The organism is Anaerocolumna sedimenticola (genome assembly GCF_009931695.1).
GTDB classification, from domain to species: domain Bacteria; phylum Bacillota; class Clostridia; order Lachnospirales; family Lachnospiraceae; genus Anaerocolumna; species Anaerocolumna sedimenticola.
The window spans coordinates 3,390,811-3,413,521 of record NZ_CP048000.1; the positions used below are offsets into that span (position 1 = coordinate 3,390,811).

22 protein-coding genes are annotated in these 22,711 nt (G+C 36.6%); 20 read left to right on the forward strand and 2 right to left on the reverse strand.

Translation table 11 applies throughout. The annotated features are described in order from the left end of the window. The first annotated feature begins 8 nt into the window (after window positions 1-8). From lepA to thiI, 10 genes are all read left to right on the forward strand, one after another. A complete protein-coding gene (gene lepA / locus Ana3638_RS14950; protein WP_202621501.1) occupies window positions 9-1,814 on the forward strand; it encodes a translation elongation factor 4 in 1,806 nt (601 codons plus the stop codon). A 175-nt stretch (window positions 1,815-1,989) separates the two neighbouring features. Beyond that, entirely contained in the window at window positions 1,990-3,150 is a 1,161-nt protein-coding gene (gene hemW / locus Ana3638_RS14955) for a radical SAM family heme chaperone HemW (RefSeq protein ID WP_161838751.1), read from the forward strand. Between the two features lie 164 nt (window positions 3,151-3,314). Further along, entirely contained in the window at window positions 3,315-4,340 is a 1,026-nt protein-coding gene (gene hrcA / locus Ana3638_RS14960) for a heat-inducible transcriptional repressor HrcA (protein WP_161838752.1), read from the forward strand. 50 nt (window positions 4,341-4,390) lie between these two features. Continuing rightward, window positions 4,391-5,083 (forward strand): nucleotide exchange factor GrpE, encoded by a 693-nt coding sequence (gene grpE, locus Ana3638_RS14965; RefSeq protein WP_330587589.1) that lies wholly within the window; start codon window positions 4,391-4,393, stop codon window positions 5,081-5,083. A 111-nt stretch (window positions 5,084-5,194) separates the two neighbouring features. Beyond that, window positions 5,195-7,054: a molecular chaperone DnaK gene (gene dnaK, locus Ana3638_RS14970; protein ID WP_161838753.1), complete on the forward strand. Its 1,860-nt coding sequence runs from the start codon at window positions 5,195-5,197 to the stop codon at window positions 7,052-7,054. Between the two features lie 366 nt (window positions 7,055-7,420). Further along, entirely contained in the window at window positions 7,421-8,566 is a 1,146-nt protein-coding gene (gene dnaJ / locus Ana3638_RS14975) for a molecular chaperone DnaJ (RefSeq protein ID WP_161838754.1), read from the forward strand. 156 nt (window positions 8,567-8,722) lie between these two features. Beyond that, entirely contained in the window at window positions 8,723-9,676 is a 954-nt protein-coding gene (gene prmA, locus Ana3638_RS14980) for a 50S ribosomal protein L11 methyltransferase (protein ID WP_161838755.1), read from the forward strand. 128 nt (window positions 9,677-9,804) lie between these two features. Further along, window positions 9,805-10,551, forward strand: coding sequence for a 16S rRNA (uracil(1498)-N(3))-methyltransferase (locus Ana3638_RS14985; protein WP_161838756.1), 747 nt, complete (start codon window positions 9,805-9,807; stop codon window positions 10,549-10,551). A 24-nt stretch (window positions 10,552-10,575) separates the two neighbouring features. Further along, the gene (locus Ana3638_RS14990) at window positions 10,576-11,736 is read left to right on the forward strand and encodes a cysteine desulfurase family protein (protein ID WP_161838757.1); all 1,161 of its coding nucleotides are present in this window, start codon (window positions 10,576-10,578) and stop codon (window positions 11,734-11,736) included. 35 nt (window positions 11,737-11,771) lie between these two features. Further along, window positions 11,772-12,947 carry a tRNA uracil 4-sulfurtransferase ThiI gene (gene thiI / locus Ana3638_RS14995; protein WP_161838758.1) on the forward strand — a complete coding sequence of 392 codons (1,176 nt, stop codon included), beginning with the start codon at window positions 11,772-11,774 and terminating at the stop codon, window positions 12,945-12,947. Between the two features lie 29 nt (window positions 12,948-12,976). Here the strand turns inward: thiI and Ana3638_RS15000 are convergent, their stop codons facing one another. Continuing rightward, window positions 12,977-13,129, reverse strand: coding sequence for a hypothetical protein (locus tag Ana3638_RS15000; RefSeq protein WP_161838759.1), 153 nt, complete (start codon window positions 13,127-13,129; stop codon window positions 12,977-12,979). 48 nt (window positions 13,130-13,177) lie between these two features. Continuing rightward, window positions 13,178-13,411 carry an HPr family phosphocarrier protein gene (locus Ana3638_RS15005; protein ID WP_161838760.1) on the reverse strand — a complete coding sequence of 78 codons (234 nt, stop codon included), beginning with the start codon at window positions 13,409-13,411 and terminating at the stop codon, window positions 13,178-13,180. 269 nt (window positions 13,412-13,680) lie between these two features. On the opposite strand from Ana3638_RS15005, the gene mtaB reads away from it, so the two are divergent. The 10 genes from mtaB to speD all read left to right on the forward strand — a co-directional run bounded on the left by mtaB (window position 13,681) and on the right by speD (window position 22,706). Further along, window positions 13,681-15,129, forward strand: coding sequence for a tRNA (N(6)-L-threonylcarbamoyladenosine(37)-C(2))-methylthiotransferase MtaB (gene mtaB / locus Ana3638_RS15010; RefSeq protein WP_161838761.1), 1,449 nt, complete (start codon window positions 13,681-13,683; stop codon window positions 15,127-15,129). Window positions 15,130-15,248: 119 nt separating this feature from the next. Next, entirely contained in the window at window positions 15,249-15,509 is a 261-nt protein-coding gene (locus Ana3638_RS15015; RefSeq protein WP_161838762.1) for an IreB family regulatory phosphoprotein, read from the forward strand. A 312-nt stretch (window positions 15,510-15,821) separates the two neighbouring features. Then, window positions 15,822-16,259 carry a Holliday junction resolvase RuvX gene (ruvX, locus tag Ana3638_RS15020; protein ID WP_161838763.1) on the forward strand — a complete coding sequence of 146 codons (438 nt, stop codon included), beginning with the start codon at window positions 15,822-15,824 and terminating at the stop codon, window positions 16,257-16,259. A gap of 29 nt (window positions 16,260-16,288) precedes the next feature. Further along, on the forward strand, window positions 16,289-16,564 hold the full coding sequence (locus tag Ana3638_RS15025; protein WP_161838764.1) for a DUF1292 domain-containing protein: 276 nt from the start codon (window positions 16,289-16,291) through the stop codon (window positions 16,562-16,564). A 154-nt stretch (window positions 16,565-16,718) separates the two neighbouring features. Further along, entirely contained in the window at window positions 16,719-17,192 is a 474-nt protein-coding gene (locus Ana3638_RS15030) for a Fur family transcriptional regulator (RefSeq protein WP_161838765.1), read from the forward strand. A gap of 80 nt (window positions 17,193-17,272) precedes the next feature. Next, window positions 17,273-18,946 carry a ribonuclease J gene (locus Ana3638_RS15035; protein ID WP_161838766.1) on the forward strand — a complete coding sequence of 558 codons (1,674 nt, stop codon included), beginning with the start codon at window positions 17,273-17,275 and terminating at the stop codon, window positions 18,944-18,946. A 21-nt stretch (window positions 18,947-18,967) separates the two neighbouring features. Continuing rightward, complete coding sequence (locus Ana3638_RS15040) at window positions 18,968-19,510, forward strand: endolytic transglycosylase MltG (protein ID WP_161838767.1); 543 nt, start codon at window positions 18,968-18,970, stop codon at window positions 19,508-19,510. 151 nt (window positions 19,511-19,661) lie between these two features. After that, on the forward strand, window positions 19,662-20,315 hold the full coding sequence (locus tag Ana3638_RS15045; protein ID WP_161838768.1) for an O-methyltransferase: 654 nt from the start codon (window positions 19,662-19,664) through the stop codon (window positions 20,313-20,315). 194 nt (window positions 20,316-20,509) lie between these two features. Beyond that, window positions 20,510-21,736: a peptidase U32 family protein gene (locus Ana3638_RS15050; RefSeq protein WP_161840575.1), complete on the forward strand. Its 1,227-nt coding sequence runs from the start codon at window positions 20,510-20,512 to the stop codon at window positions 21,734-21,736. Between the two features lie 166 nt (window positions 21,737-21,902). Further along, window positions 21,903-22,706, forward strand: a complete 804-nt coding sequence (gene speD, locus Ana3638_RS15055; protein WP_334297140.1) for an adenosylmethionine decarboxylase — start codon at window positions 21,903-21,905, stop codon at window positions 22,704-22,706. Window positions 22,707-22,711 lie beyond the last annotated feature (5 nt).

The window sequence follows — 22,711 nt, forward strand, 5'->3', positions numbered from 1 at the left end:
TTATAAAAATGATAAACCAAAGCAAAATACGTAATTTTTGCATAATTGCCCATATAGATCATGGAAAATCAACTTTAGCCGACCGGATTATTGAGAAGACCGGATTATTAACCAACAGGGAAATGCAGGCCCAGGTACTGGATAATATGGAACTGGAACGTGAGAGAGGCATTACCATAAAAGCACAGACAGTACGTACGGTTTATAAAGCGAAAGACGGCGAAGAATATATTTTTAATCTTATCGATACCCCAGGCCATGTTGACTTTAATTATGAAGTATCCCGAAGCCTTGCGGCTTGTGAAGGAGCTATATTGGTTGTTGATGCGGCACAGGGTATTGAAGCCCAGACCCTTGCCAACGTTTATCTTGCATTGGATCATAACCTGGATATTATGCCGGTTATTAACAAAATAGACTTACCCAGTGCCGACCCATCCCGTGTTAAAGCCGAAATTGAAGATGTTATCGGATTGGAAGCGGAAGATGCACCTTTAATTTCCGCTAAAGTCGGTATAAATATAGAAGAAGTATTAGAGCAGATTGTAACAAAGATTTCTCCGCCGAAAGGTGATGTGAATGCACCGCTTCAGGCATTAATTTTTGATTCCAAATATGACTCCTATAAAGGTGTAATTATATTCTGCCGTATCATGGAAGGCAGGGTGACCAAAGGAACGGAAATCAAGATGATGGCCACCGGAGCAGTAGCAGAAGTAGTTGAAATCGGTACTTTTGGAGCAGGGCAATTTATACCTTGTGAGGAGTTAACTGCCGGTATGGTTGGTTATCTCACAGCCAGCCTTAAAAATGTTAGGGATACCCGTGTAGGTGATACGGTGACGGATGCGAATAACCCCTGTAAGCAGGCTTTACCCGGTTATAAAAAGGTTAATTCCATGGTATATTGCGGTATGTACCCGGCAGACGGCGCAAAATATCCGGATTTAAGAGATGCATTGGAGAAACTACAGTTAAATGATGCTGCCCTCCAATTTGAACCGGAGACATCCATTGCCTTAGGATTCGGTTTCCGCTGCGGTTTCTTAGGATTACTGCATCTGGAAATCATACAGGAAAGATTAGAGAGAGAATACAACTTAGATATTGTAACTACCGCTCCGGGTGTTGTTTATAAAGTTCATAAAACCGACGGACAGGTAATTGATATTACTAATCCGTCCAATTTACCGGATCCCTCGGAAATTCAATATATGGAAGAACCTATGGTAAGTGCGGAGATTATGGTTACTACGGAATTTGTCGGTGCCATAATGAATCTGTGCCAGGAACGCCGCGGTATTTATCTGGGAATGGAATATATGGAGGCTACCAGAGCGTTATTAAAATATGAGCTTCCTTTAAATGAAATCATCTATGATTTCTTTGACGCTTTAAAATCCAGATCACGCGGGTATGCATCTTTCGACTATGAAATTAAGGGATATGTACAGTCCGAACTTGTAAAACTGGATATTCTGATTAATAAAGAAGAAGTGGATGCCCTATCCTTTATTGTACATGGAGAATCTGCTTATGAACGCGGCAGAAAGATGTGTGAGAAATTAAAGGAAGAAATACCGAGACAACTTTTTGAAGTTCCTATTCAGGCGGCTATAGGAAGCAAGATAATAGCCAGAGAAACGGTTAAAGCTATGCGTAAAGACGTGCTTGCCAAATGTTACGGCGGTGATATCAGCCGTAAGAGAAAACTCCTTGAGAAACAAAAAGAAGGCAAGAAACGTATGCGTCAGGTAGGTAACGTTGAGATCCCTCAGAAAGCTTTCATGAGCGTATTAAAGCTGGATGATTAGGCAATTGCGAAACACCATTATTGTATCTATAATACCATACAACAAATACAATTTCAGAGCTGAATCTTACCCAACGGGCAACTGAAGCTATGAAATTCGTATTGATTGCATGGTATATTCAGAAAATAGATAGCTTCGCAATTACCTGGCAGGATGATAAATATGAGGAGAGACTATGATTAATGGACAGAAAAAGGATTTAGGTTTATATATTCATATTCCCTTTTGTGTCAGGAAGTGTGACTATTGTGATTTCCTTTCTGCTCCGGCAGATGAGGAAACCAAAAATAAATATGTAAAAGCTTTGATCGCAGAGATCAAAAGTTATAAACAGGTTAGTGCGGAGTACCTTGTAAAGACGATATTTATCGGAGGAGGTACTCCCTCTTCTTTGGAGGGAAAATTAATCCAAGCTATTATGGATACTATCCGGGAAGTCTTTAGGATTTCCAGTGGTGATATAGAAGAACAACCTGAAATTACCATAGAAGTAAACCCGGGAACTATAACAAGGGAGAAGCTGCTTTGTTATAAAAATGCGGGAATCAACCGCTTAAGTTTTGGACTTCAGTCGGCAGATAACAATGAATTGAAAATGTTAGGAAGAATTCATACTTATGAAACATTTAAAGAAAATTATAATCTTGCCAGAGAACTGGGATTTCGAAATATAAATATCGATTTAATGTCAGGTTTACCAGGACAGACCTTAGAAAATTGGTTATATACTTTACAGGAAACAGTAAAGTTAGATCCGGAGCATATCTCAGCCTATAGCCTGATTATTGAAGAAGGAACCCCCTTTTATTTACGTTACCGGGAAGAGGACCAGGACGAAGAACTTGACCGTAAGATTTATGCCGAAACCAAAGAATATTTAGAGAAAACAGGTTATTATCGGTATGAAATATCCAATTATGCCAAACCCGGGTTTGAATCCAGACATAATTCCTCCTATTGGCTTCGGACGGATTATTTGGGCCTTGGCCTTGGAGCTTCCTCCTTATTAAATAAGATAAGATTCCAAAACGAAGATAATCTATCTGTTTATCTTAAAAATTCCGCAGAGTATCATAATATTAGAAGAAATGAGGAACCCCTTACCAAAAATCAGCAGATGGAGGAATTTATGTTTTTGGGTTTAAGAATGAGTAAGGGCATCAGTAAAAATAATTTTAAAAAAATATTTGGGGAAACCATAGAATCCATATATGGTGAGATAATAAATAAATCTTTATTTGAGGGATTAATTGAAGCAAAAGGAGATAAAATATATCTGACTGATAAAGGTATTGATTTAAGCAATGTTGTTTTATCAAGATTTTTACTGGATTAAATGAGAAGAAATAGAACACATTGGGTTATGGAATAGGGAAAAATAAGAATTAAAAAATAAAAAATAGCACTTGACAAAGTAAATTGATAGTGCTATTTTATGTATAAAGATATTAGCACTCTATTCGAGTGAGTGCTAACAATCAATAAAGCAGGAGGGATTAGATGCAATTGGATGAAAGAAAATTGAAGATATTACAGGCTATCATCCGTAATTATCTGGAAACCGGCGAACCTGTCGGATCACGGACAATTTCGAAATACACCGATTTGAATCTAAGCTCCGCTACTATAAGAAATGAAATGGCAGATTTAGAGGAACTCGGATATATAATTCAGCCCCATACCTCTGCCGGCCGTATTCCATCCGACAAAGGTTATCGTTTATATGTAGATACTATGTTGGAAGATAAAGTTCATGAAGTTGAAAATATGAAAGAACTTTTGATTGAGAAAGCGGATAAGATAGATTTACTGTTAAAACAGATTGCGAAGCTTCTGGCTGTCAATACAAACTATGCCAGTTTAGTAACGAAACCACAATATAGAAGTAAAAAAGTTAAGTTTATTCAGCTCACGGAATTTGAAGCTGATAATTTACTCGCAATTATTGTATTAGAAGGCAATATTGTGAAAAATAAAGTGGTTGCAATAAAGGATACAATAGACAAAGAAATTATTTTAAAGCTGAATATTGTATTTAATACCTTTCTTCAAGGGTTAGATTTAACAGAAATTAATATGAATGTAATTCAAAAAATGAAAGAACAGGCTGGTAATTACAGTAATCTGGTCAGTGATATTCTGGACGCAATAGCACAAGCTATCAGTGAAGAGGAAGATGTTGAGATTTATACCAGCGGCGCTACGAACATATTAAAATATCCGGAACTTACCGATATGGAAAAGATAACCGAATTAATGGGAACCTTTGAAGAGCAGAAGCAGCTTACGGAACTCATTAATAAAACGGAAAACTCCGATAATGGAGGAATTCAGGTATATATCGGAAGTGAGACACCTGTGGAAGCTATGAAAGATTGTTCCGTGGTTACTGCCACCTATGAAATTGAAGATGGTGTTTATGGTAAGATTGGTATTATCGGTCCAAAAAGGATGGATTACGAAAAAGTAGTCGGTACACTGCACACGCTTATGGTGCAGTTGGATGAAATATTTAAGAAAAAGTGACTGAATAGTTACAAGAAATAAACCTAACATAAGGAAAGGTGGTTACAAGAGTGGAAGAAAAGAAGAATTCTATGGAAGAAAAGATAGAAGATATTGTTAACCAGGAAGTGGAATTAGAAAGGGAAGGAACCGTAAATACGGATGAATCAGCAGATACGACGAAAGCTGCAGGTGAAAACGAAGTTAATACGGATGCGGATTCCCATAACAACACTGAGGATATGGAAGAAGAAATGGATGAGGAAACAGAAGATACTAACGGCGAAAAGAAGACAGTGAAATCATTTTTCCGAAAAGATAAAAAAGATAAAAAAGATCTTAAGATCGAAGAATTAAATGATAAACTGATGAGATGCATGGCGGAGTTTGACAATTACCGTAAACGTTCCGAAAAAGAAAAAGCACAGATGTTTGAAATCGGAGCCAGGGATATCATTGAAAAAGTTCTTCCTGTTATTGATAATTTTGAAAGAGGTTTGGGTGCCATTACAGAGGAAGAAAAAGAAGGAGCTTTTGCCCAGGGAATAGAGAAAATCTATAAACAGCTGGTTACCACATTAACCGAAGCCGGATTAAAACCTATTGAAGCAGTAGGCAAGGCATTTGATCCGAATTTCCATAATGCGGTAATGCATGCGGAAGATCCCGAACAGGGAGAAAACCTGGTAGCGGAAGAATTCCAAAAAGGTTATATGTACAGAGATACCGTGGTACGCCACAGTATGGTTAAAGTAGTAAATTAGTATTATTACCGGCATTTAACAATTCAAAGTGAACATTTAATAGGTGTTTGTGAATATTCACTTTTAATATATTAACATTTAATTTTGAATTAATTATAGGAGGAATATATTATGGGTAAAATCATAGGAATTGATTTAGGTACAACAAATTCATGTGTGGCTGTTATGGAAGGTGGTAAACCTGTTGTTATAGCAAATACGGAAGGGGCCAGAACTACTCCGTCTGTAGTAGCCTTTACAAAAACAGGAGAAAGATTAGTTGGTGAATCTGCAAAACGTCAGGCTGTAACCAATTCGGATAAAACCATATCTTCTATTAAAAGACATATGGGAACTGATTACAGGGTAAGTATTGATGATAAAAAATACACACCACAGGAAATCTCAGCAATGGTATTGCAGAAATTAAAAGCAGATGCTGAAAGTTACCTTGGAGAAAAAGTTACGGAAGCAGTTATTACGGTTCCTGCTTACTTTAACGATGCTCAGAGACAGGCAACAAAAGATGCCGGTAAAATAGCCGGACTTGATGTTAAGAGAATTATAAACGAACCTACTGCTGCAGCTTTAGCTTATGGTCTTGATAATGAACATGAACAGAAAATCATGGTTTATGACTTAGGCGGCGGTACATTCGATGTTTCCATTATTGAAATTGGTGATGGTGTTATTGAAGTTTTAGCAACTTCCGGTGATAACAGACTTGGTGGCGACGATTTCGATGAAAGAGTTACCAGATATATGATTGATGAATTCAAGAAAACAGAAGGTGTTGACTTATCCATGGATAAGATGGCACTTCAAAGATTAAAGGAAGCAGCTGAAAAAGCAAAGAAAGAATTATCTTCAGCAACAACAACTAATATTAATCTTCCTTTTATCACTGCAACTGCAGAAGGACCGAAACATTTTGATATGAACTTAACCAGGGCCAAATTTGATGAATTGACTCATGATTTAGTAGAAAGAACAGCAACTCCGGTTCAGAACGCGTTAAGAGATGCAGGAATCACTTCTTCCGAATTAAAGAAAGTGTTATTAGTTGGCGGTTCAACCCGTATTCCTGCCGTACAGGATAAAGTTAAACAATTAACCGGACATGAACCTAGCAAATCCTTAAATCCTGATGAATGTGTTGCTATCGGTGCTTCCATTCAGGGCGGTAAATTAGCTGGTGATGCCGGTGCAGGGGATATCTTACTTCTTGACGTTACTCCATTGTCCTTAAGTATTGAAACTATGGGTGGTGTAGCAACCAGATTAATTGAAAGAAATACAACCATTCCTACCAAAAAAAGCCAGATTTTCTCCACAGCTGCGGACAATCAGAGTGCAGTTGATATTAATGTAGTACAGGGTGAGAGACAATTTGCGAAAGACAACAAGAGTCTTGGACAATTCAGACTGGATGGAATTCCGCCGGCAAGAAGAGGTGTGCCTCAAATCGAAGTAACCTTTGATATTGATGCCAACGGTATCGTTAATGTATCTGCCAAAGACTTAGGAACAGGCAGAGAGCAGCATATAACCATTACAGCAGGTTCCAATTTATCCGATTCAGATATCGATAAGGCCGTAAAAGAAGCTGCCGAATATGAAGCTCAGGATAAGAAACGTAAAGAAGCAGTTGAAACCAGAAATGATGCTGATTCCATGGTATTCCAGACAGAAAAAGCATTAAAAGAAGTTGGAGATAAGATCAGTCCCGATGATAAAGCCAAAGTGGAAGCTGATTTAACTCGTTTAAAAGAAATGGTAGAAAAATCCAATCCGGAAGTTATGTCCGATGGAGAAGTTGCCGATATTAAAGCAGCAAAAGAAACATTAATGGAAAGTGCGCAGGCTTTATTTGCTAAAGTTTATGAGCAGGCACAGGCTGCCGGCGCAGGTACAGGTCCGGCTCCTGATATGTCCGGAACTCAGGGCACCGGTGCAGATGATGTTGTAGACGGAGATTATAGAGAAGTATAATCAGTGAAATTATTTAGAAAAAAGTTTTAACTTGACGATTTTAGAATAATTCATTACAATATGATTTGACTTGTCGAATCGAAGAATCATTATAATGGTTATGGGTCGTCCCGTAACAGTAACAAATAGGCGGTCTAACGACTGCCTATTTGTCGATATAAATGAAAAAGTTCATAAAACCGTTGTGACATTAAGTCACATGTTAAATAGTTGCATAATTGTAAAACTATTCAGTATACTCAAGTATCTAGGCGCCCAAATATGTGTTTTTCAACATATTTTGTGCGCATCGGTTCGTATGAGCCGCAGTGGCTGAATAGTCACGCATGATTCACTTTAGAATTCATAAGGAGGATGGATTAGAGCATGGCAGATAAACGTGATTATTACGAGGTCCTGGGGGTATCCAGGTCAGCGTCGGATGATGAAATAAAGAAGGCATACAGGCAGTTAGCTAAAAAATACCACCCGGATGCCAATCCCGGTGATAAAACGGCGGAAGCAAAGTTTAAAGAGGCTTCGGAAGCTTATGCCGTATTAAGCGATGCCGATAAGCGAAGACAATATGACCAGTTTGGACATTCCGCTTTTGACGGGGGCGCAGGCGGTGCAGGCGGATTTGATTTTAACAGTATGGATATGGGAGATATTTTTGGAGATATCTTCGGAGATTTATTTGGCGGCGGCAGGACCAGAAGAACCAGCAATGGTCCGATGAAAGGACCTAATGTACGTACCGGTGTAAGGATAACGTTCCAGGAAGCTGTAACCGGTGTTGATAAAGAATTGGAATTGAATTTAAAAGAGGAATGTAATACCTGCCACGGGACAGGGGCGAAACCGGGTACCAGCACGGAAACTTGTAAAAAATGCGGCGGTAAAGGTCAGGTTGTTTATACCCAGCAGTCTTTATTCGGAATGGTTCGTAATGTGCAGACCTGTCCGGATTGTAACGGTACCGGTAAGGTGATAAAAGATAAATGCCCGGATTGCTATGGATCCGGTTATGTAAGCAGAAGAAAGAAAATTCAGGTATCCATCCCGGCAGGAATTGATAACGGTCAAAGTATTCGTATTCGTGAAAAAGGGGAGCCTGGAACCAATGGCGGTGAAAGAGGAGATCTTTTAGTAGAAGTAACCGTTAGCAGACATCCAATTTTCCAGAGACAGGATTATGATATCTATTCCACCGCACCGATTTCTTTTGTTCAGGCTGCATTAGGCGGAGATGTGAGAATCAGTACCGTAGACGGAGATGTTTTATATACGGTAAAACCGGGAACTCAGACGGATACGAAAGTAAGATTAAAAGGAAAAGGTGTGCCTACCTTACGTAATAAACAAGTCAGAGGAGATCATTATGTTACGCTGGTAGTTCAGGTACCAACAAAACTCACCAATGAACAAAAAGATGCTTTGGAAAAATTCGATATAGCTATGAAAAAAGGTGATACTGATTCACCTGAACCGGAAAAAGAGAAAGAAAAAAGTAAAAAGAAATTCTGGAAGTAAGTTGTTTAAAAATTAGGAAAAATTTTGATTTGTATATTATTATATTTGAATAAAAATTAATTACTATTTAATATGGGTATTGGAAGAAAATTAATCAGGGAAAGGAATGCCATACAAATTCTTTCAATTTGTAATGCAAATGCAATGGGAAAAGAGATGAAATGGACGAAATTAACCTTATCAACGATGGCAGATGCTGTGGATCTGGTAAGTAATATGCTGAGTGAATTAGGAATAGAGGGTATTGAAATTATTGATAATGTGCCTATAACGGAAAATGAAAAGAAAGCCATGTTTATCGATATACTTCCGGAATTAAATACTGAGGATAAAACAGCTTTAATCAGTTTTTATCTGGAAGAAAATGAAGACATTCAGGATATGGTGGTTAAAATCAAGTCGGGTTTGAAAGAATTATCGGAATTTATGGATATAGGCAGCGGTCTAATTGAAATATCAGAAACAGAGGATTTGGATTGGATTAATAATTGGAAAGCATATTTTAAACCATTTCGTATTGATGATACTATTGTGATTAAACCTACCTGGGAAAAATTGGATAATGTGAAAGACACAGATCTGGTGATTGAAATTGATCCGGGCACTGCTTTTGGAACAGGATCCCATGAAACGACCAAACTATGTATTCTTGGAATAAAAAAATATATAAAAGACGAAATCCGTTTATTGGACGTTGGCTGCGGCAGCGGAATTTTATCTATTATCGGAGCTAAATTAGGTGCAAAAAATGTTCTCGGTACGGATATTGATCCCAATGCAGTAAATGCAGCAATAGAGAATGCAGAAGTAAATCATATTACAGCTGAAACATTAAAGATAATAAGCGGTGATATTATAACAGATACTGCCATGCAGCAGGAAGTAGGTTATGGCTCTTATGATATGGCGGTAGCAAATATTTTAGCAGATATTATAATACCTTTGTCTGCTGTCATCGGACAGCATATTAAACCAAACGGGATATTTATAAGTTCCGGTATTATTAATACAAAAAAAGAACAGGTTAAAGAAGCTATCTTAAAGAACGGATTTAAAATTCTTGAAATAAATGAAATGGGAGACTGGGTATCCATCGTAGCACAGAAATAACAGATGTGACGTGTTATTTAAATTAAAGAAATTGCCTCGTTAGAGATTGGAGCAAAAGCCTTGGATATGAAGCTTTATTAAACCAGAAGGCATGACGTGAGAATGGAAAAGAAAGGTTTGGTGCTTTTATGTACCGCTTCTATGTGGAGCCGGATCAGATCGGTGAGAAAGAGATATATATAACAGGGTCCGATGTAAATCATATTAAAAATGTGCTGCGAATGAAACCTGGTGAGAAAATAATTATTTGCAATGGACAGGGAAAAGATTTTTATTGTATAATTATGGATGAATCTGACAGTAAAATTCTGGCAGGAATTCAAGAAGCAAGGAACACCGATACGGAATTAGAGGGTAAAATTTATCTTTTTCAAGGGATTCCCAAAAAAGATAAGATGGAACTCATTATACAGAAAGCAGTGGAATTAGGTGTTTATGAGATAATACCGGTAATGACAAAAAGAACCGTAGTGAAACTGGAAGATAAGAAAAAAGAATTAAAAAAATTAGAACGTTGGCAGTCGATTTCTGCCAGTGCCGCGAAACAGTCAGGCAGAGGAATAATTCCAAAAGTTACGGACACTTTCACATGGAAAGAAGCTGTTTCTTATGCAAAAAATCTGGATTGTAAGATGATTCCGTATGAAAATGCAAACGATATTGCCAAAACGAAGAAGATAATAGAAAGTATTAAAAGTCACCATTCGGTTGGTATCTTTATCGGACCCGAAGGCGGTTTTGAAGAACAGGAAGTTGCACAAGCAATGAATGCCGGAATAATTCCTATTACCTTAGGCAGAAGAATATTACGCACGGAGACAGCCGGATTGGCTGTATTGTCCATGTTAATGCTGCAGTTGGAAAGCACAAGATAATACCTGCGTAGAAATGGAGAAAAAATGGAAGTTTATTTGGACAATGCCGCTACCACCAGGGTATTTGATTCAGTTAAAAATATAATGATGGAAACTTTGGGTGTAGATTATGGTAATCCTTCTTCCATGCATCAAAAAGGAATTGATGCAGAGAAATATATAAAAGATGCAAGAGAGCTCCTTGCTAAAAGTCTGAAAGTAGATACCAAAGAGATCATATTTACGTCCGGTGGTACGGAATCCAATAATATGGCTGTAATTGGCACCGCTTATGGATATAAACGAAGCGGTAATCACATTATAACTACCAGGATAGAACATCCTTCCATACATAATCCTCTTCTATTTCTGGAGGAAAATGGATATCGGGTGTCTTATATACCGGTAGATCAGAATGGTAACATTATCATGGAGGAACTATTGAATGCGGTCTGTAATGATACTATACTGGTTTCGGTAATGTATGTGAATAATGAAGTGGGTTCGGTACAAAATATTAGTGAAATATCCAAACGAATAAAAGAGAAAAATCCCAAGGTCTTATTGCATGTCGATGCAATTCAGGCATTTGGTAAATATAGAATTTATCCGAGAAGGGAAGGCATCGATCTGCTTTCCATAAGCGGACATAAAATCCACGGTCCGAAAGGCAGCGGAGTATTGTATGTCCGGGATAAGGTAAAAATTAAACCAATATTATTCGGCGGGGGTCAGCAAAAAGGAATGAGATCCGGTACGGAAAATGTACCGGCAATTGCAGGAATCGGACAAGCTGTTTCTGATATTTATGAAAATCATGAACAAAAAAGAGAAACTTTATACCAGTTAAAGCGCACATTAATTGAGGGAGTCAAACAGATCGAAGGTGTAACGGTCAACTGTCTCGGTAATACCTTAACAGATACGGCTCCTCATATCGTAAGCGTAAGTTTTGATGGCATCCGAAGTGAAGTTTTATTGCATGCATTAGAGGATAAAGGAATTTATGTTTCTTCCGGTTCAGCATGTGCATCCAATCACCCAGATTTAAGCGGAACACTGAAAGCAATCGGACTTAAGGAGAATTTATTGGATTCTACCCTGCGGTTTAGTTTTTCTGTTTTTACGACTATGGAAGATATAGAGTATACCATTAATATATTAAATGAGCTGGTACCGGTTTTAAGAAAATACAGCAGGCATTAAGTTGTGGCTAAATGTTCACAAAGAGAGGATAAAGCATGTATAAAGCATTTTTAATTAAGTATGCGGAAATAGGTATAAAAGGAAAAAACAGGTATATATTTGAGAACGCTTTAAGGGATCAGATTAAAAATTCACTTCGTCCACTTGGTGATTACCTGGTAACCAAGGAACAGGGGAGAATTTATATAGAATGCCCCGATGGTTATGATTATGAAGAGACTGTTGAGGCTTTACAGTGTGTATTTGGGATAGCCCAGATTTGTCCGGTTATGATTATTGATACCATAGAATGGGAACCATTAACCCAAGCGGTAGGTGATTATGTGGAAGAACGGTATCCGGATAAAAATTTTACATTCAAAATGGAAGCAAAACGCAGTGATAAGAATTATCCCAGAACCTCACCGGAAATCTGTATTGATATGGGAGCTTATTTGCTGCGCCGTTTTCCCGAAATGAAAGTGGATGTTCACAATCCTTCCGTTCGAATTATGGTGGAAGTAAGAAATCGCTCCTATGTGTATTCTGAGGTTATTATGGGACCAGGAGGAATGCCCGTTGGTACTAACGGAAAAGCAATGCTTTTGTTGTCCGGCGGTATTGACAGCCCGGTTGCAGGGTATATGATAGCCAAACGGGGCGTTACCATCGATGCGGTTTATTTTCATGCCCCCCCTTATACAAGTGAAAGAGCAAAACAAAAGGTAGTAGACCTTGCAAAACTCATATCAAAATATACGGGACCAATTAAACTTAACGTAATTAATTTTACGGATATACAACTTTATATCTATGAAAAGTGTCCTCACGAAGAGTTGACGATTATTATGCGTAGATATATGATGCGTATTGCAGAGAAAATAGCGGAAGAATCCGGTTGTCTTGGATTAATTACCGGTGAAAGTATCGGACAGGTAGCAAGCCAGACACTTCACAGTTTAGCTTCCACCAACGAAGTATGTTCAATGCCGGTATACCGTCCGTTAATAGCCTTTGATAAACAGGATATCGTTGATATAGCAGAGCGAATCAATACTTATGAAACATCTATCCTGCCTTTCGAGGACTGCTGCACCATATTCGTTGCGAAACACCCCGTAACTAAACCCAGTTTAAAAGTAATTCGTCATTCCGAACGCTGTTTGGAAGAAAAAATAGAGGAAATGGTTAAAACAGCCATGGATTCCAGGGAAATTGTATTCGTTCAATAAATATTTTATCGGTGGCAAGTGAACAATCCTCAGGTTGGCACGAATGATTGTTCATATGCCTGCCTGCTGATAGTCGAAACTTCTATAACAGAACAAAACGGACAAGTCCGTATCCAACCGGATATTTTTATTTTATAGGAGAGTTCTCCGGACTCTTCTATAACATAAAAAAGAGGATACATAAGTATCCCCCCATAAGTAAGCTTAAAACCTTCTTTATTCAATTTACCTTATTCAACAATATAAGGTTTTAAAATACTAAGAATTTTATCAACGTTATCTTCACTATGGATATTTAAATCAATAGGTTTAGATAAATCCAAACTAAAAATACCCATGATTGATTTAGCATCGATAACATATCTACCGGAAACTAAATCAAAATCGGAATCAAATTTAGTTACGTCATTTACAAAGGATTTAACCTTATCAATTGAATTGAGAGAGATTTTTACTGTTTTCATTGAAACTCCTCCTTTTACATAGATTTTTATAGGATAGTGATAACTATCTTAACTACAAGTATATACTACATTTTAGCAATTTAAAAGTCAATATACAAAGTAAATAAAAAAAGCGGATAACTAGGACACATTTCACGAAAATGTGATTTATCAAGGTTTTTTATTAAATGGATGACCATTATAAATATATGCTGAAGTTATGAATTTATTAGTTAAATTAGGTAAAACATAATTGCAATCAGAGGTAAAATAGTTTAGAAAGGATTCAAATGAATATTAATAATGCGCAAGAATCAAATTGTAAATCAGTTGCTTTCCTGACATTAGGCTGTAAGGTAAATTCATATGAAACGGAAGCAATGCAAAAGATTTTTGAAGACGCTGGCTATCGGATTGTTGATTTTAACCAGCATTCTGATGTATATGTTGTTAATACCTGCACAGTAACCAATATTGCAGACAGAAAATCCAGGCAAATGCTTCATAAAGCAAGGAAAATGAATGAAGATGCGATTGTGGTTGCTGTAGGTTGTTATGTACAGACAGCAGAGAAAATCTTAGAGCAGGATGAAGCAATTGATATTGTTATCGGTAATAATAAAAAGAAAGATATCATCCGTATACTGGATGAATATTATAAAGTAAATAAAAATAATACAGCAGATAAAAAATCGGATCTTTCAGAGTACAATGTCAATGCAGATGATTCCGATAACAATTCAGAACAAGATAAGATACAGAGCTTTACTAATACTTTAAAGGATAATGTAATCGATATAGCTTCAGAAACTGAATATGAAGACTTAAGTATTGAATCGGTATCGGAAAAAACCAGAGCATATATTAAAATACAGGATGGATGTAATCAGTTCTGTTCCTATTGTATTATTCCTTATGCAAGGGGAAGAGTTCGCAGCAGAGAAGAAAAATCTATCATAAAAGAAGTTGAAAATTTAGTTTCAAAAGGATATAAGGAGATTGTATTAACTGGTATCCACCTGTCCTCTTATGGTGTTGATTTAGAAAAGAAAAACCTTCTTCTTGAATTAATCGTTAATTTGAGTAAAATAGACGGTTTAAAAAGAATTCGTTTAGGTTCACTGGAACCAAGAATAATTACGGAAGAATTTGCCGAGACTCTATCCAAGGACACTAAAATCTGCCCGCATTTTCATCTTTCCCTTCAAAGCGGGTCTGATGCCACTTTGAAACGTATGAATAGAAAGTATACTGCACAAGAATACTATGAGAAATGTTTACTCTTACGTAAATATTTCATTAATCCGGCAATTACAACAGATATTATCGTAGGTTTTCCGGGGGAAACAGAAGAGGAATTTACCTGCACTGAAAACTTCTTAAGAAAAGTATCTTTTGCGCAAATGCACATTTTCAAGTATTCTATCAGAAAAGGCACTGCTGCAGAACGTATGCCAAATCAGGTAAGAGATGAAATTAAGACGGATAGAAGTAATGTGCTAATTGAGCTGGAAGAAGGGATGGCAAAGGAATACCAATCATTATTTCTTGGTAAAATTGAAAATATCTTAATTGAAGAGACGATTACCGTTGACGGACTGACTTACCAAATAGGTCATAATGAAAGATATTTGAAATTAGCTGTAAGCTCCGATAAGGATTTAACGAATCAAATGATACAGGGAAAAGTTTCAGGATATCTTAACAAAGATATTATGTTCTGTGAAATAATGGATTGATATTTCTCAGATTTTATATTAATATATATATAATATACTGTGCAAATTTGAATTCATTCTTTTTAATAATGGTAAAATATTCATAAAGATATAGATAGAAAGATAAAGGACGTGATGTTATGCAGGAGTTTAACAATACACAATATTTCAAAGTACAGAAAGAAAATGAAATTTCAGTAAGAGAAATAATTTCTGCTGTTTTTGCAGCGATGACAGAAAAAGGATATAATCCGGTAAATCAAATCGTTGGATACGTCATGTCAGGTGATCCAACCTACATAACCAACCATAAGGGTGCCAGAAGTATGATTATGAAGGTTGAGAGAGATGAAATACTAGAAGAACTATTAAATGATTATATAAAGCATAATTTGAATTAATAGATAAAATGAACAAGAAGGAAACAGGAATGTATAGTATGAAAATATCATAGATATTTTCATACCCTGAATTAAGGCAGTAAAACACCTGCATGAAGATGTTTTATGTCATGAGAGGGGTATGAATAGATACAATTCGGGTAATTCTATTGTTTCATGGTTTTGTTACTGTTCGTCACTGCGGTTCTTATAAACCGATGCACTCACTATAACAGAAAAGAGTTTTTAGTGCTGGCCAACTAAAAGTTCTATCAAATTTTTATGTGATTGAATAGTACATTGTTTTATCAATTCAGATATTTAGGAGGAAACATGAGGATTATGGGACTGGATTACGGTTCCGTCACTGTAGGGGTAGCGATAAGTGATGAATTATTAATTACTGCCCAGGGAATTGAAACTATCCACAGGAAACATGAAACAAAATTACGGCAGACTCTGGCAAGAATTGATGAACTCATCAAAGAATATGCAGTGGAACGAATCGTACTTGGATACCCAAAAAATATGAATAATAGCATTGGCGAGCGGGCTGTAAAATCTGAAGAATTTGCGGATGTTTTACGAAAAAGGACCGGACTTAATGTAGTATTATGGGATGAAAGGCTGACAACTGTAGCGGCTCATCAGGCATTAATCTTAGGAGATGTCAGACGAGAGGATCGAAGTAAGGTTGTTGATAAATTAGCAGCTGTATTAATCTTGCAAGGATATTTGGATTTTTTGAGTAATCAGAAAAAAGAAAATTAAGGTAACAGGTTAGTTACAGGAGAATAGTAATGGAAGAGCAGAAAAATAAAGTTATTTTTACAACGGAAGATAATGAACAAGTTGAATTTTACATTTTGGAACAGACTAAACTGAATGGAATTACTTATCTTTTAGTTACGGATTCTGATAAGGAAGAGGAAGAAGGAACTGCTTATATTTTAAAAGATTTATCAAAGGAAGAGGATGAATCGGCACTGTATGATATTGTAGATGATGAGAATGAATTAGAATCCATTGCTAAAATATTTGAAGAATTATTAGACGATATTGATATAGAGACATAAACTATAAGATATATAACCTGCATTTTCGAATTACACAGTGATAACTTTAATATATAACAAACTTAAAAAGATATAAAAGTGCGAATTATTTAATTAGATTTAATGATTTCATGGATTTTGTAACAGTTGTTGTAAAATCAGGAAGGTGATATGCATGCCCGACAAACAGGATCGATTCAAAACTTTATTAAAACAAAACGGACTTAAGGTGACAACACAAAGAATAGATATTCTTGAAGCATTGGAAGACAGACCGGATAAGCATTTAACTGCTGAAGAAATATATGAATGTGTAAGAGTTAAAAATCCGGATATCGGATTGGCTACCGTATATAGAACAATTCAATTATTGGCAGAGTTAAACCTTATAGATAAGCTTAATTTAGGTGATGGGTTTGTACGCTATGAAATCGGCAGTAAAGGCTGCGAAGATACTGCTCACCATCATCATCATTTAATTTGCTTAAATTGCGGAAATGTATTTACTTTTCAAAGTGATCTATTAGAAACCCTGGAACAGAGAATTCAAGAAGCTATGGACTTTGAAGTAGTAGACCATGAAGTTAAAATGTTCGGATATTGTAAGACATGTCGTGAAGAAATTCAGGAAAAACGTGATAAGAATTGAAATCAAATCTAATGAAATATGGAGTGCACTTTAAATATAATGGTCAATAATACATAAACTAACTATTGGAGGTGCATTGTTTGAAAGAAAATTTAACAGATGTAAAAGGTGTAAAAATTATACCTTTAGGTGGATTAGAACAAATAGGAATGAATATAACGGCATTCGAATATGAAGACAGTATCATTGTTGTCGATTGCGGTTTATCTTTTCCGGAAGATGATATGCTTGGAATTGATCTGGTTATACCGGATGTCACTTATTTAAAAGAAAATATAAGCAAGGTAAAAGGTTTTGTAATTACCCATGGGCATGAAGATCATATTGGTGCATTACCCTATATTCTTAGAGATATTAATGTACCGATTTATGCTACAAAATTAACAATCGGTATTATTGAGAATAAATTAAAAGAGCATAATTTATTAAAATCAACAAAAAGAAAAGTTATTAAATATGGCCAATCTATTAATTTAGGATGTTTTCGTATTGAATTTATAAGATCAAACCACAGTATAGCAGATGCAGCTGCATTAGCCATATTTACTCCAGCCGGAATCATTGTTCATACCGGCGATTTTAAGGTTGATTATACTCCGGTATTTGGAAGTACCATAGATTTACAGAGATTTGGCGAATTAGGCAAAAAAGGTGTCTTAGCTTTAATGTGTGATAGTACTAATGTGGAAAGACCCGGTTATACTCCGTCTGAAAAGACTGTTGGTAAGACCTTTGATAATATATTTGCAGAAAGCAGCCGCAGCCGAATTATCGTTGCAACTTTTGCATCAAATGTTGACCGTGTGCAGCAGATTATAAACTCTGCTGATAAATACGGAAGAAAAGTAGTTATTGAAGGCAGAAGTATGGTTAATATCATTACTACGGCATCAGAACTTGGATATATCAATATGCCAAGTAATATTATGATAGATATTGAGCAAATGAAAAATTATCCGGACGAGAAGATAGTCTTAATAACAACCGGCAGTCAGGGTGAAGCTATGGCAGCACTGCCGCGTATGGCAGCATCCATCCATAAAAAAATCTCAATTAAGCCGGGAGATACGGTAATATTCAGTTCTACTCCTATTCCTGGTAATGAGAAACCGGTGTTTAAAGTTATTAATGATTTGTCCATGAAAGGTGCAAAGGTCATTTTTCAGGATACACATGTTTCAGGTCATGCCTGCCAGGAAGAGATTAAGCTTATTTATGCTTTAACCAAACCGAAATATGCAATTCCGGTTCACGGTGAATACAGACACTTGATGAAACATGCTGAATTAGCACAGAATATGGGGATTCCCAAAGAAAATACATTTATCATATCTTCCGGTGATGTTTTGGAAGTTTCGGACCAGAAAGCCGGTGTAGTTGGTAAAGTTCCTGCACAGGGTATATTTGTAGATGGTTTAGGCGTTGGGGACGTAGGTAATATTGTTCTTCGCGACAGACAGCATTTATCCGAAAACGGACTATTAATCGTGGTGGTTACGTTAGAAAAATATACAAACCAGATTCTGTCCGGACCGGATATTGTATCCCGTGGATTCGTATATGTCAGAGAATCTGAGAATTTGATGGATGAGGCCCGAATTGTTGTAAGTGATGCCTTGGACAAATGCCTTAGCAAAAACAATGCGGACTGGGGAAAGATGAAAAATGAAATTAAGGATTCCTTAAGCGATTACTTATGGAAAAAGACGAAGAGAAATCCTATGATACTCCCAATTATTATGGAAGTAAATTGATTTTAAAAGGAGATAGTAAGTATGACTTCTAGGCCTACTTCTGCACAACTAGTTTTAAAAATAACCAGCTTTATATTGCGGACCTTACTGAACATTTTGTTTTATACCATTGTTGTTATATTAATAGCAAGAGCCAGTAAAATTACTTATGAATTCTGCTATCAGATATTTGGACAAGTAACAGTATCAGAAGAGCCTGGACGCGATATAGAGATTCAGATCAGTAAAGGTGAATCAACTATGAATGTGGCGAGTAAGCTGGAGTTAAACAGAATAATAGTCAATAAGTATTCCTTTTATATAAAAGCAAAGCTTAAGAAGCATACTATAATGCCGGGTACTTATACCCTGAATACATCCATGACTTATGATGAGATATTTGCAATCATCACGGTTCCATCGGCAGAAGGTACAGATACCAATACCGGAGATTCTAATACCACCGGTACAACCGAGATAAAGGGTGGTAACAGTACTGCGGATGATAAGTCGGAAACAGGGGATTTAAGTGATACTGCGGATTCTGATGTAACAAATGATACAGACGTTACAGGTGATAATTAATACAATAGAGGCGAACCAAGGCAAGCTGTTTTGGTTCGCCCTAATTAAAGTTAAGGATAAAGTAACTATTCAGAAAACTTGAGAAAAGGGTGTTATAAACGCGCTCAGGCTGTTCGTTAGAACTGCACTGATTAGTCACAGGAATAATGATATGATTGTAGATGAGAGAATAACCGCATATATTAATACATTGGAGAAGGAATTACCATCTTATTTATATGAGCTGGAAAAGGCGGCGCTGACGGAGGGGGTTCCGATTATACGGAAAGAGACGCAAACGTTCCTGCGGTTTTTACTGACGGTTAAAAAACCCCGCCAAATCCTGGAGATAGGAACAGCAGTTGGTTTTTCGGCATTATTTATGAGTGAATATATGCCGGAAGATTGTAACATAACCACGATAGAAAAAGTGGAAATGCGGTTAGTAAAGGCCAGAAAAAACATAGGTTCTGCTCCCAGGAAAGATAAAATAACCTTAATAGAAGGGGATGCTTTAATATTGTTAAAAGAACTGGCTGCTAATAAAAAAGCAGAATATGATTTTATATTTTTAGATGCTGCCAAAGCACAATATATGAACTTCCTGCCTGAAATTATGAAGCTATTATCAAAGGGCGGGTTGTTAGTAACGGATAATGTATTACAGGATGGAACCGTGGCAGAATCCCGTTATGGAATAACCAGAAGAGACCGTACCATACACACAAGGATGCGGGAATATTTATATACCATAACCCATATGGAGGAACTGGAAACAGCGGTAATACCGGTTGGAGACGGAGTTACTGTTAGTACGAAATTATAATAAATCTAATTTTAATAAGCCATAAAGTGTGTTTTTAAGGAATAGGTTTACAATATAAAATTAAAATAAAAAATTAAGAAATATTATAATTCAGAGAAAGGTTAGGAAACAGAATGATAAAAAATAACGACGGCTGCAAAGATCAGGCGGTTAAGGTTAACATAGACGAACATATAAGAGAATTACCGGAAGGTATTAAAAAACCGGAACTGTTAATTCCTGCAAGTAATCTGGAAGTATTAAAAACGGCAGTTATATACGGAGCCGATGCAGTCTATATCGGTGGAGAAATGTATGGACTACGGGCAAAAGCCAAAAATTTCAGTCTGGAAGATATGAAAGAAGGGATTGATTTCGCTCATTCCTATGGTAAAAAAGTATATGTTACTGCCAATATTACCGCACATAATGAGGATTTATCCGGTGTATCCCGCTATTTTGAAGAACTGAAAGAAATCAAACCGGATGCTATTATCATATCAGATCCCGGAGTATTTGAGATAGCCAGGGAGATTGTTCCTGAAATTGATATCCATATCAGCACTCAGGCCAATAATGTCAATTATGGAACCTACCGTTTCTGGCATAGGATGGGAGCATCCAGAGTAGTTTCTGCCAGAGAACTATCTTTAGAAGAAATAAAAGGAATAAGGGAAAATATACCCTGTGATTTAGAAATTGAAACTTTCGTTCACGGTGCCATGTGTATTGCTTATTCGGGCAGATGTTTATTAAGTAATTACTTTACCGGAAGAGATGCAAACAGAGGAGCCTGTACCCATCCCTGCAGGTGGAAATACTACCTCACCGAAGAAACCAGGCCGGGTGAATATCTGCCGGTGGAAGAAAATGAAAGAGGGACCTATATCTTTAATTCCAAAGATTTATGTATGATTGAGTATATACCTGAATTAGTACAAGCTGGTATCGACAGTTTTAAAGTAGAAGGCAGAATGAAAACCGCACTTTATGTGGCTTCCGTAGCCAGAACTTACCGGAAAGCCATAGATGACTTTTTTGAATCACCGGAGCTATACAGAAAAAATATACCTTACTACAAAGAAGAAATATCCAAATGTACTTACAGGCAGTTTACAACCGGATTTTTCTTCGGAAAACCGAATGAAGAAGCTCAAATCTATGATAATAATACCTATATTAAGGAATACACTTATCTGGGTATCCTTAACGGCATCAATGAATCAGGACTTTACGAACTGGAGCAGAGAAATAAATTTTCAGTTGGGGAAGAAATCGAAGTAATGAAACCGGACGGCAGAAATCTAACCGTAATCGTTAAAAAAATTACGGACGGGGACGGGAATGAGATGGAAAGCTGCCCTCACCCAAAACAGAAAATCTTCGTAGATTTTGGTATCCAACTGGATAGGAATGATCTTTTAAGAAGAAAAGAGGATTAGAATTTTAAACAAATTATTTACAGTTCTAGCCCATAAGAAACTTCTTAAAAATCCCTGATAAATACAGGAATATTCCTGAGGATAAATGAAAATATCCATTGATTTTTAAGGCCAAACGTGCTACAATGTAACCCGATTATTAATTAGAAAGGTTGTGATGTTAGGGTTGGAAAAAAAGCTGACTTTGTATGGCTTTAACAACCTCACAAAAACACTTAGCTTCAACATCTATGATGTTTGCTATGCAAAAAGTGAGAGAGAACAAAAGGATTATATTGCCTATATCGATGAACAATATAATTCTGAAAGATTAACAAAGATCTTATGCGATGTAACGCAAACAATTGGAGCTCATATACTAAATATTTCTAAACAGGATTATGATCCACAGGGTGCCTCTGTTAACATTTTAATAGCAGAAGGAGACTTATCTTCCGAGCATATTGATGAGTCCTGCAACCAGGGAAAATACTCCGTACAGTTAAGAGATACGGTACATGCCCATTTGGACAAAAGTCACGTTACGGTGCATACATTTCCGGAGTATCATCCTGATAACTCCATTTCCACTTTTCGTGTAGATATTGATGTATCTACCTGCGGTGAGATATCACCACTTAACGCGCTGGATTATCTAATCGGTAGTTTTGACTCTGACATTATAACGATTGATTACAGAGTCAGAGGTTTTACCAGAGATGTTGAGGGCAAAAAATATTATATTGACCATGATATAACATCAATACAGGATTATATCGATGATGTTACATTAACCAAATACGATGCAATTGATGTGAATGTATATCAGTCCAATATCTTTCACACCAAGATGCTGATTAAAGAAATAGAACTGCAGAATTACCTTTTTAATCTTGATGTCTATGAATTACCGCCAAAGCAAAGACTTGAAATAACGAGTAATCTACGCAAAGAGATGATTGAGATATTCAGCGGAATGAATATATATTAGTTGTG

What these genes read in the sequence shown, in the direction of transcription:
- thiI (WP_161838758.1), top strand. Translation starts at nt 11,772, where the DNA reads ATGTATAAAGCATTTTTAATTAAGTATGCGGAAATAGGTATAAAAGGA.
- lepA (WP_202621501.1), top strand. Translation starts at nt 9, where the DNA reads ATGATAAACCAAAGCAAAATACGTAATTTTTGCATAATTGCCCATATA.
- Ana3638_RS15000 (WP_161838759.1), bottom strand. Translation starts at nt 13,129, where the DNA reads ATGTATCCTCTTTTTTATGTTATAGAAGAGTCCGGAGAACTCTCCTAT.
- Ana3638_RS15025 (WP_161838764.1), top strand. Translation starts at nt 16,289, where the DNA reads ATGGAAGAGCAGAAAAATAAAGTTATTTTTACAACGGAAGATAATGAA.
- Ana3638_RS15040 (WP_161838767.1), top strand. Translation starts at nt 18,968, where the DNA reads ATGACTTCTAGGCCTACTTCTGCACAACTAGTTTTAAAAATAACCAGC.
- mtaB (WP_161838761.1), top strand. Translation starts at nt 13,681, where the DNA reads ATGAATATTAATAATGCGCAAGAATCAAATTGTAAATCAGTTGCTTTC.
- Ana3638_RS15015 (WP_161838762.1), top strand. Translation starts at nt 15,249, where the DNA reads ATGCAGGAGTTTAACAATACACAATATTTCAAAGTACAGAAAGAAAAT.
- hrcA (WP_161838752.1), top strand. Translation starts at nt 3,315, where the DNA reads ATGCAATTGGATGAAAGAAAATTGAAGATATTACAGGCTATCATCCGT.
- hemW (WP_161838751.1), top strand. Translation starts at nt 1,990, where the DNA reads ATGATTAATGGACAGAAAAAGGATTTAGGTTTATATATTCATATTCCC.
- dnaK (WP_161838753.1), top strand. Translation starts at nt 5,195, where the DNA reads ATGGGTAAAATCATAGGAATTGATTTAGGTACAACAAATTCATGTGTG.
- Ana3638_RS14990 (WP_161838757.1), top strand. Translation starts at nt 10,576, where the DNA reads ATGGAAGTTTATTTGGACAATGCCGCTACCACCAGGGTATTTGATTCA.
- prmA (WP_161838755.1), top strand. Translation starts at nt 8,723, where the DNA reads ATGAAATGGACGAAATTAACCTTATCAACGATGGCAGATGCTGTGGAT.
- dnaJ (WP_161838754.1), top strand. Translation starts at nt 7,421, where the DNA reads ATGGCAGATAAACGTGATTATTACGAGGTCCTGGGGGTATCCAGGTCA.
- ruvX (WP_161838763.1), top strand. Translation starts at nt 15,822, where the DNA reads ATGAGGATTATGGGACTGGATTACGGTTCCGTCACTGTAGGGGTAGCG.
- Ana3638_RS15045 (WP_161838768.1), top strand. Translation starts at nt 19,662, where the DNA reads ATGATTGTAGATGAGAGAATAACCGCATATATTAATACATTGGAGAAG.
- Ana3638_RS14985 (WP_161838756.1), top strand. Translation starts at nt 9,805, where the DNA reads ATGTACCGCTTCTATGTGGAGCCGGATCAGATCGGTGAGAAAGAGATA.
- Ana3638_RS15030 (WP_161838765.1), top strand. Translation starts at nt 16,719, where the DNA reads ATGCCCGACAAACAGGATCGATTCAAAACTTTATTAAAACAAAACGGA.
- Ana3638_RS15005 (WP_161838760.1), bottom strand. Translation starts at nt 13,411, where the DNA reads ATGAAAACAGTAAAAATCTCTCTCAATTCAATTGATAAGGTTAAATCC.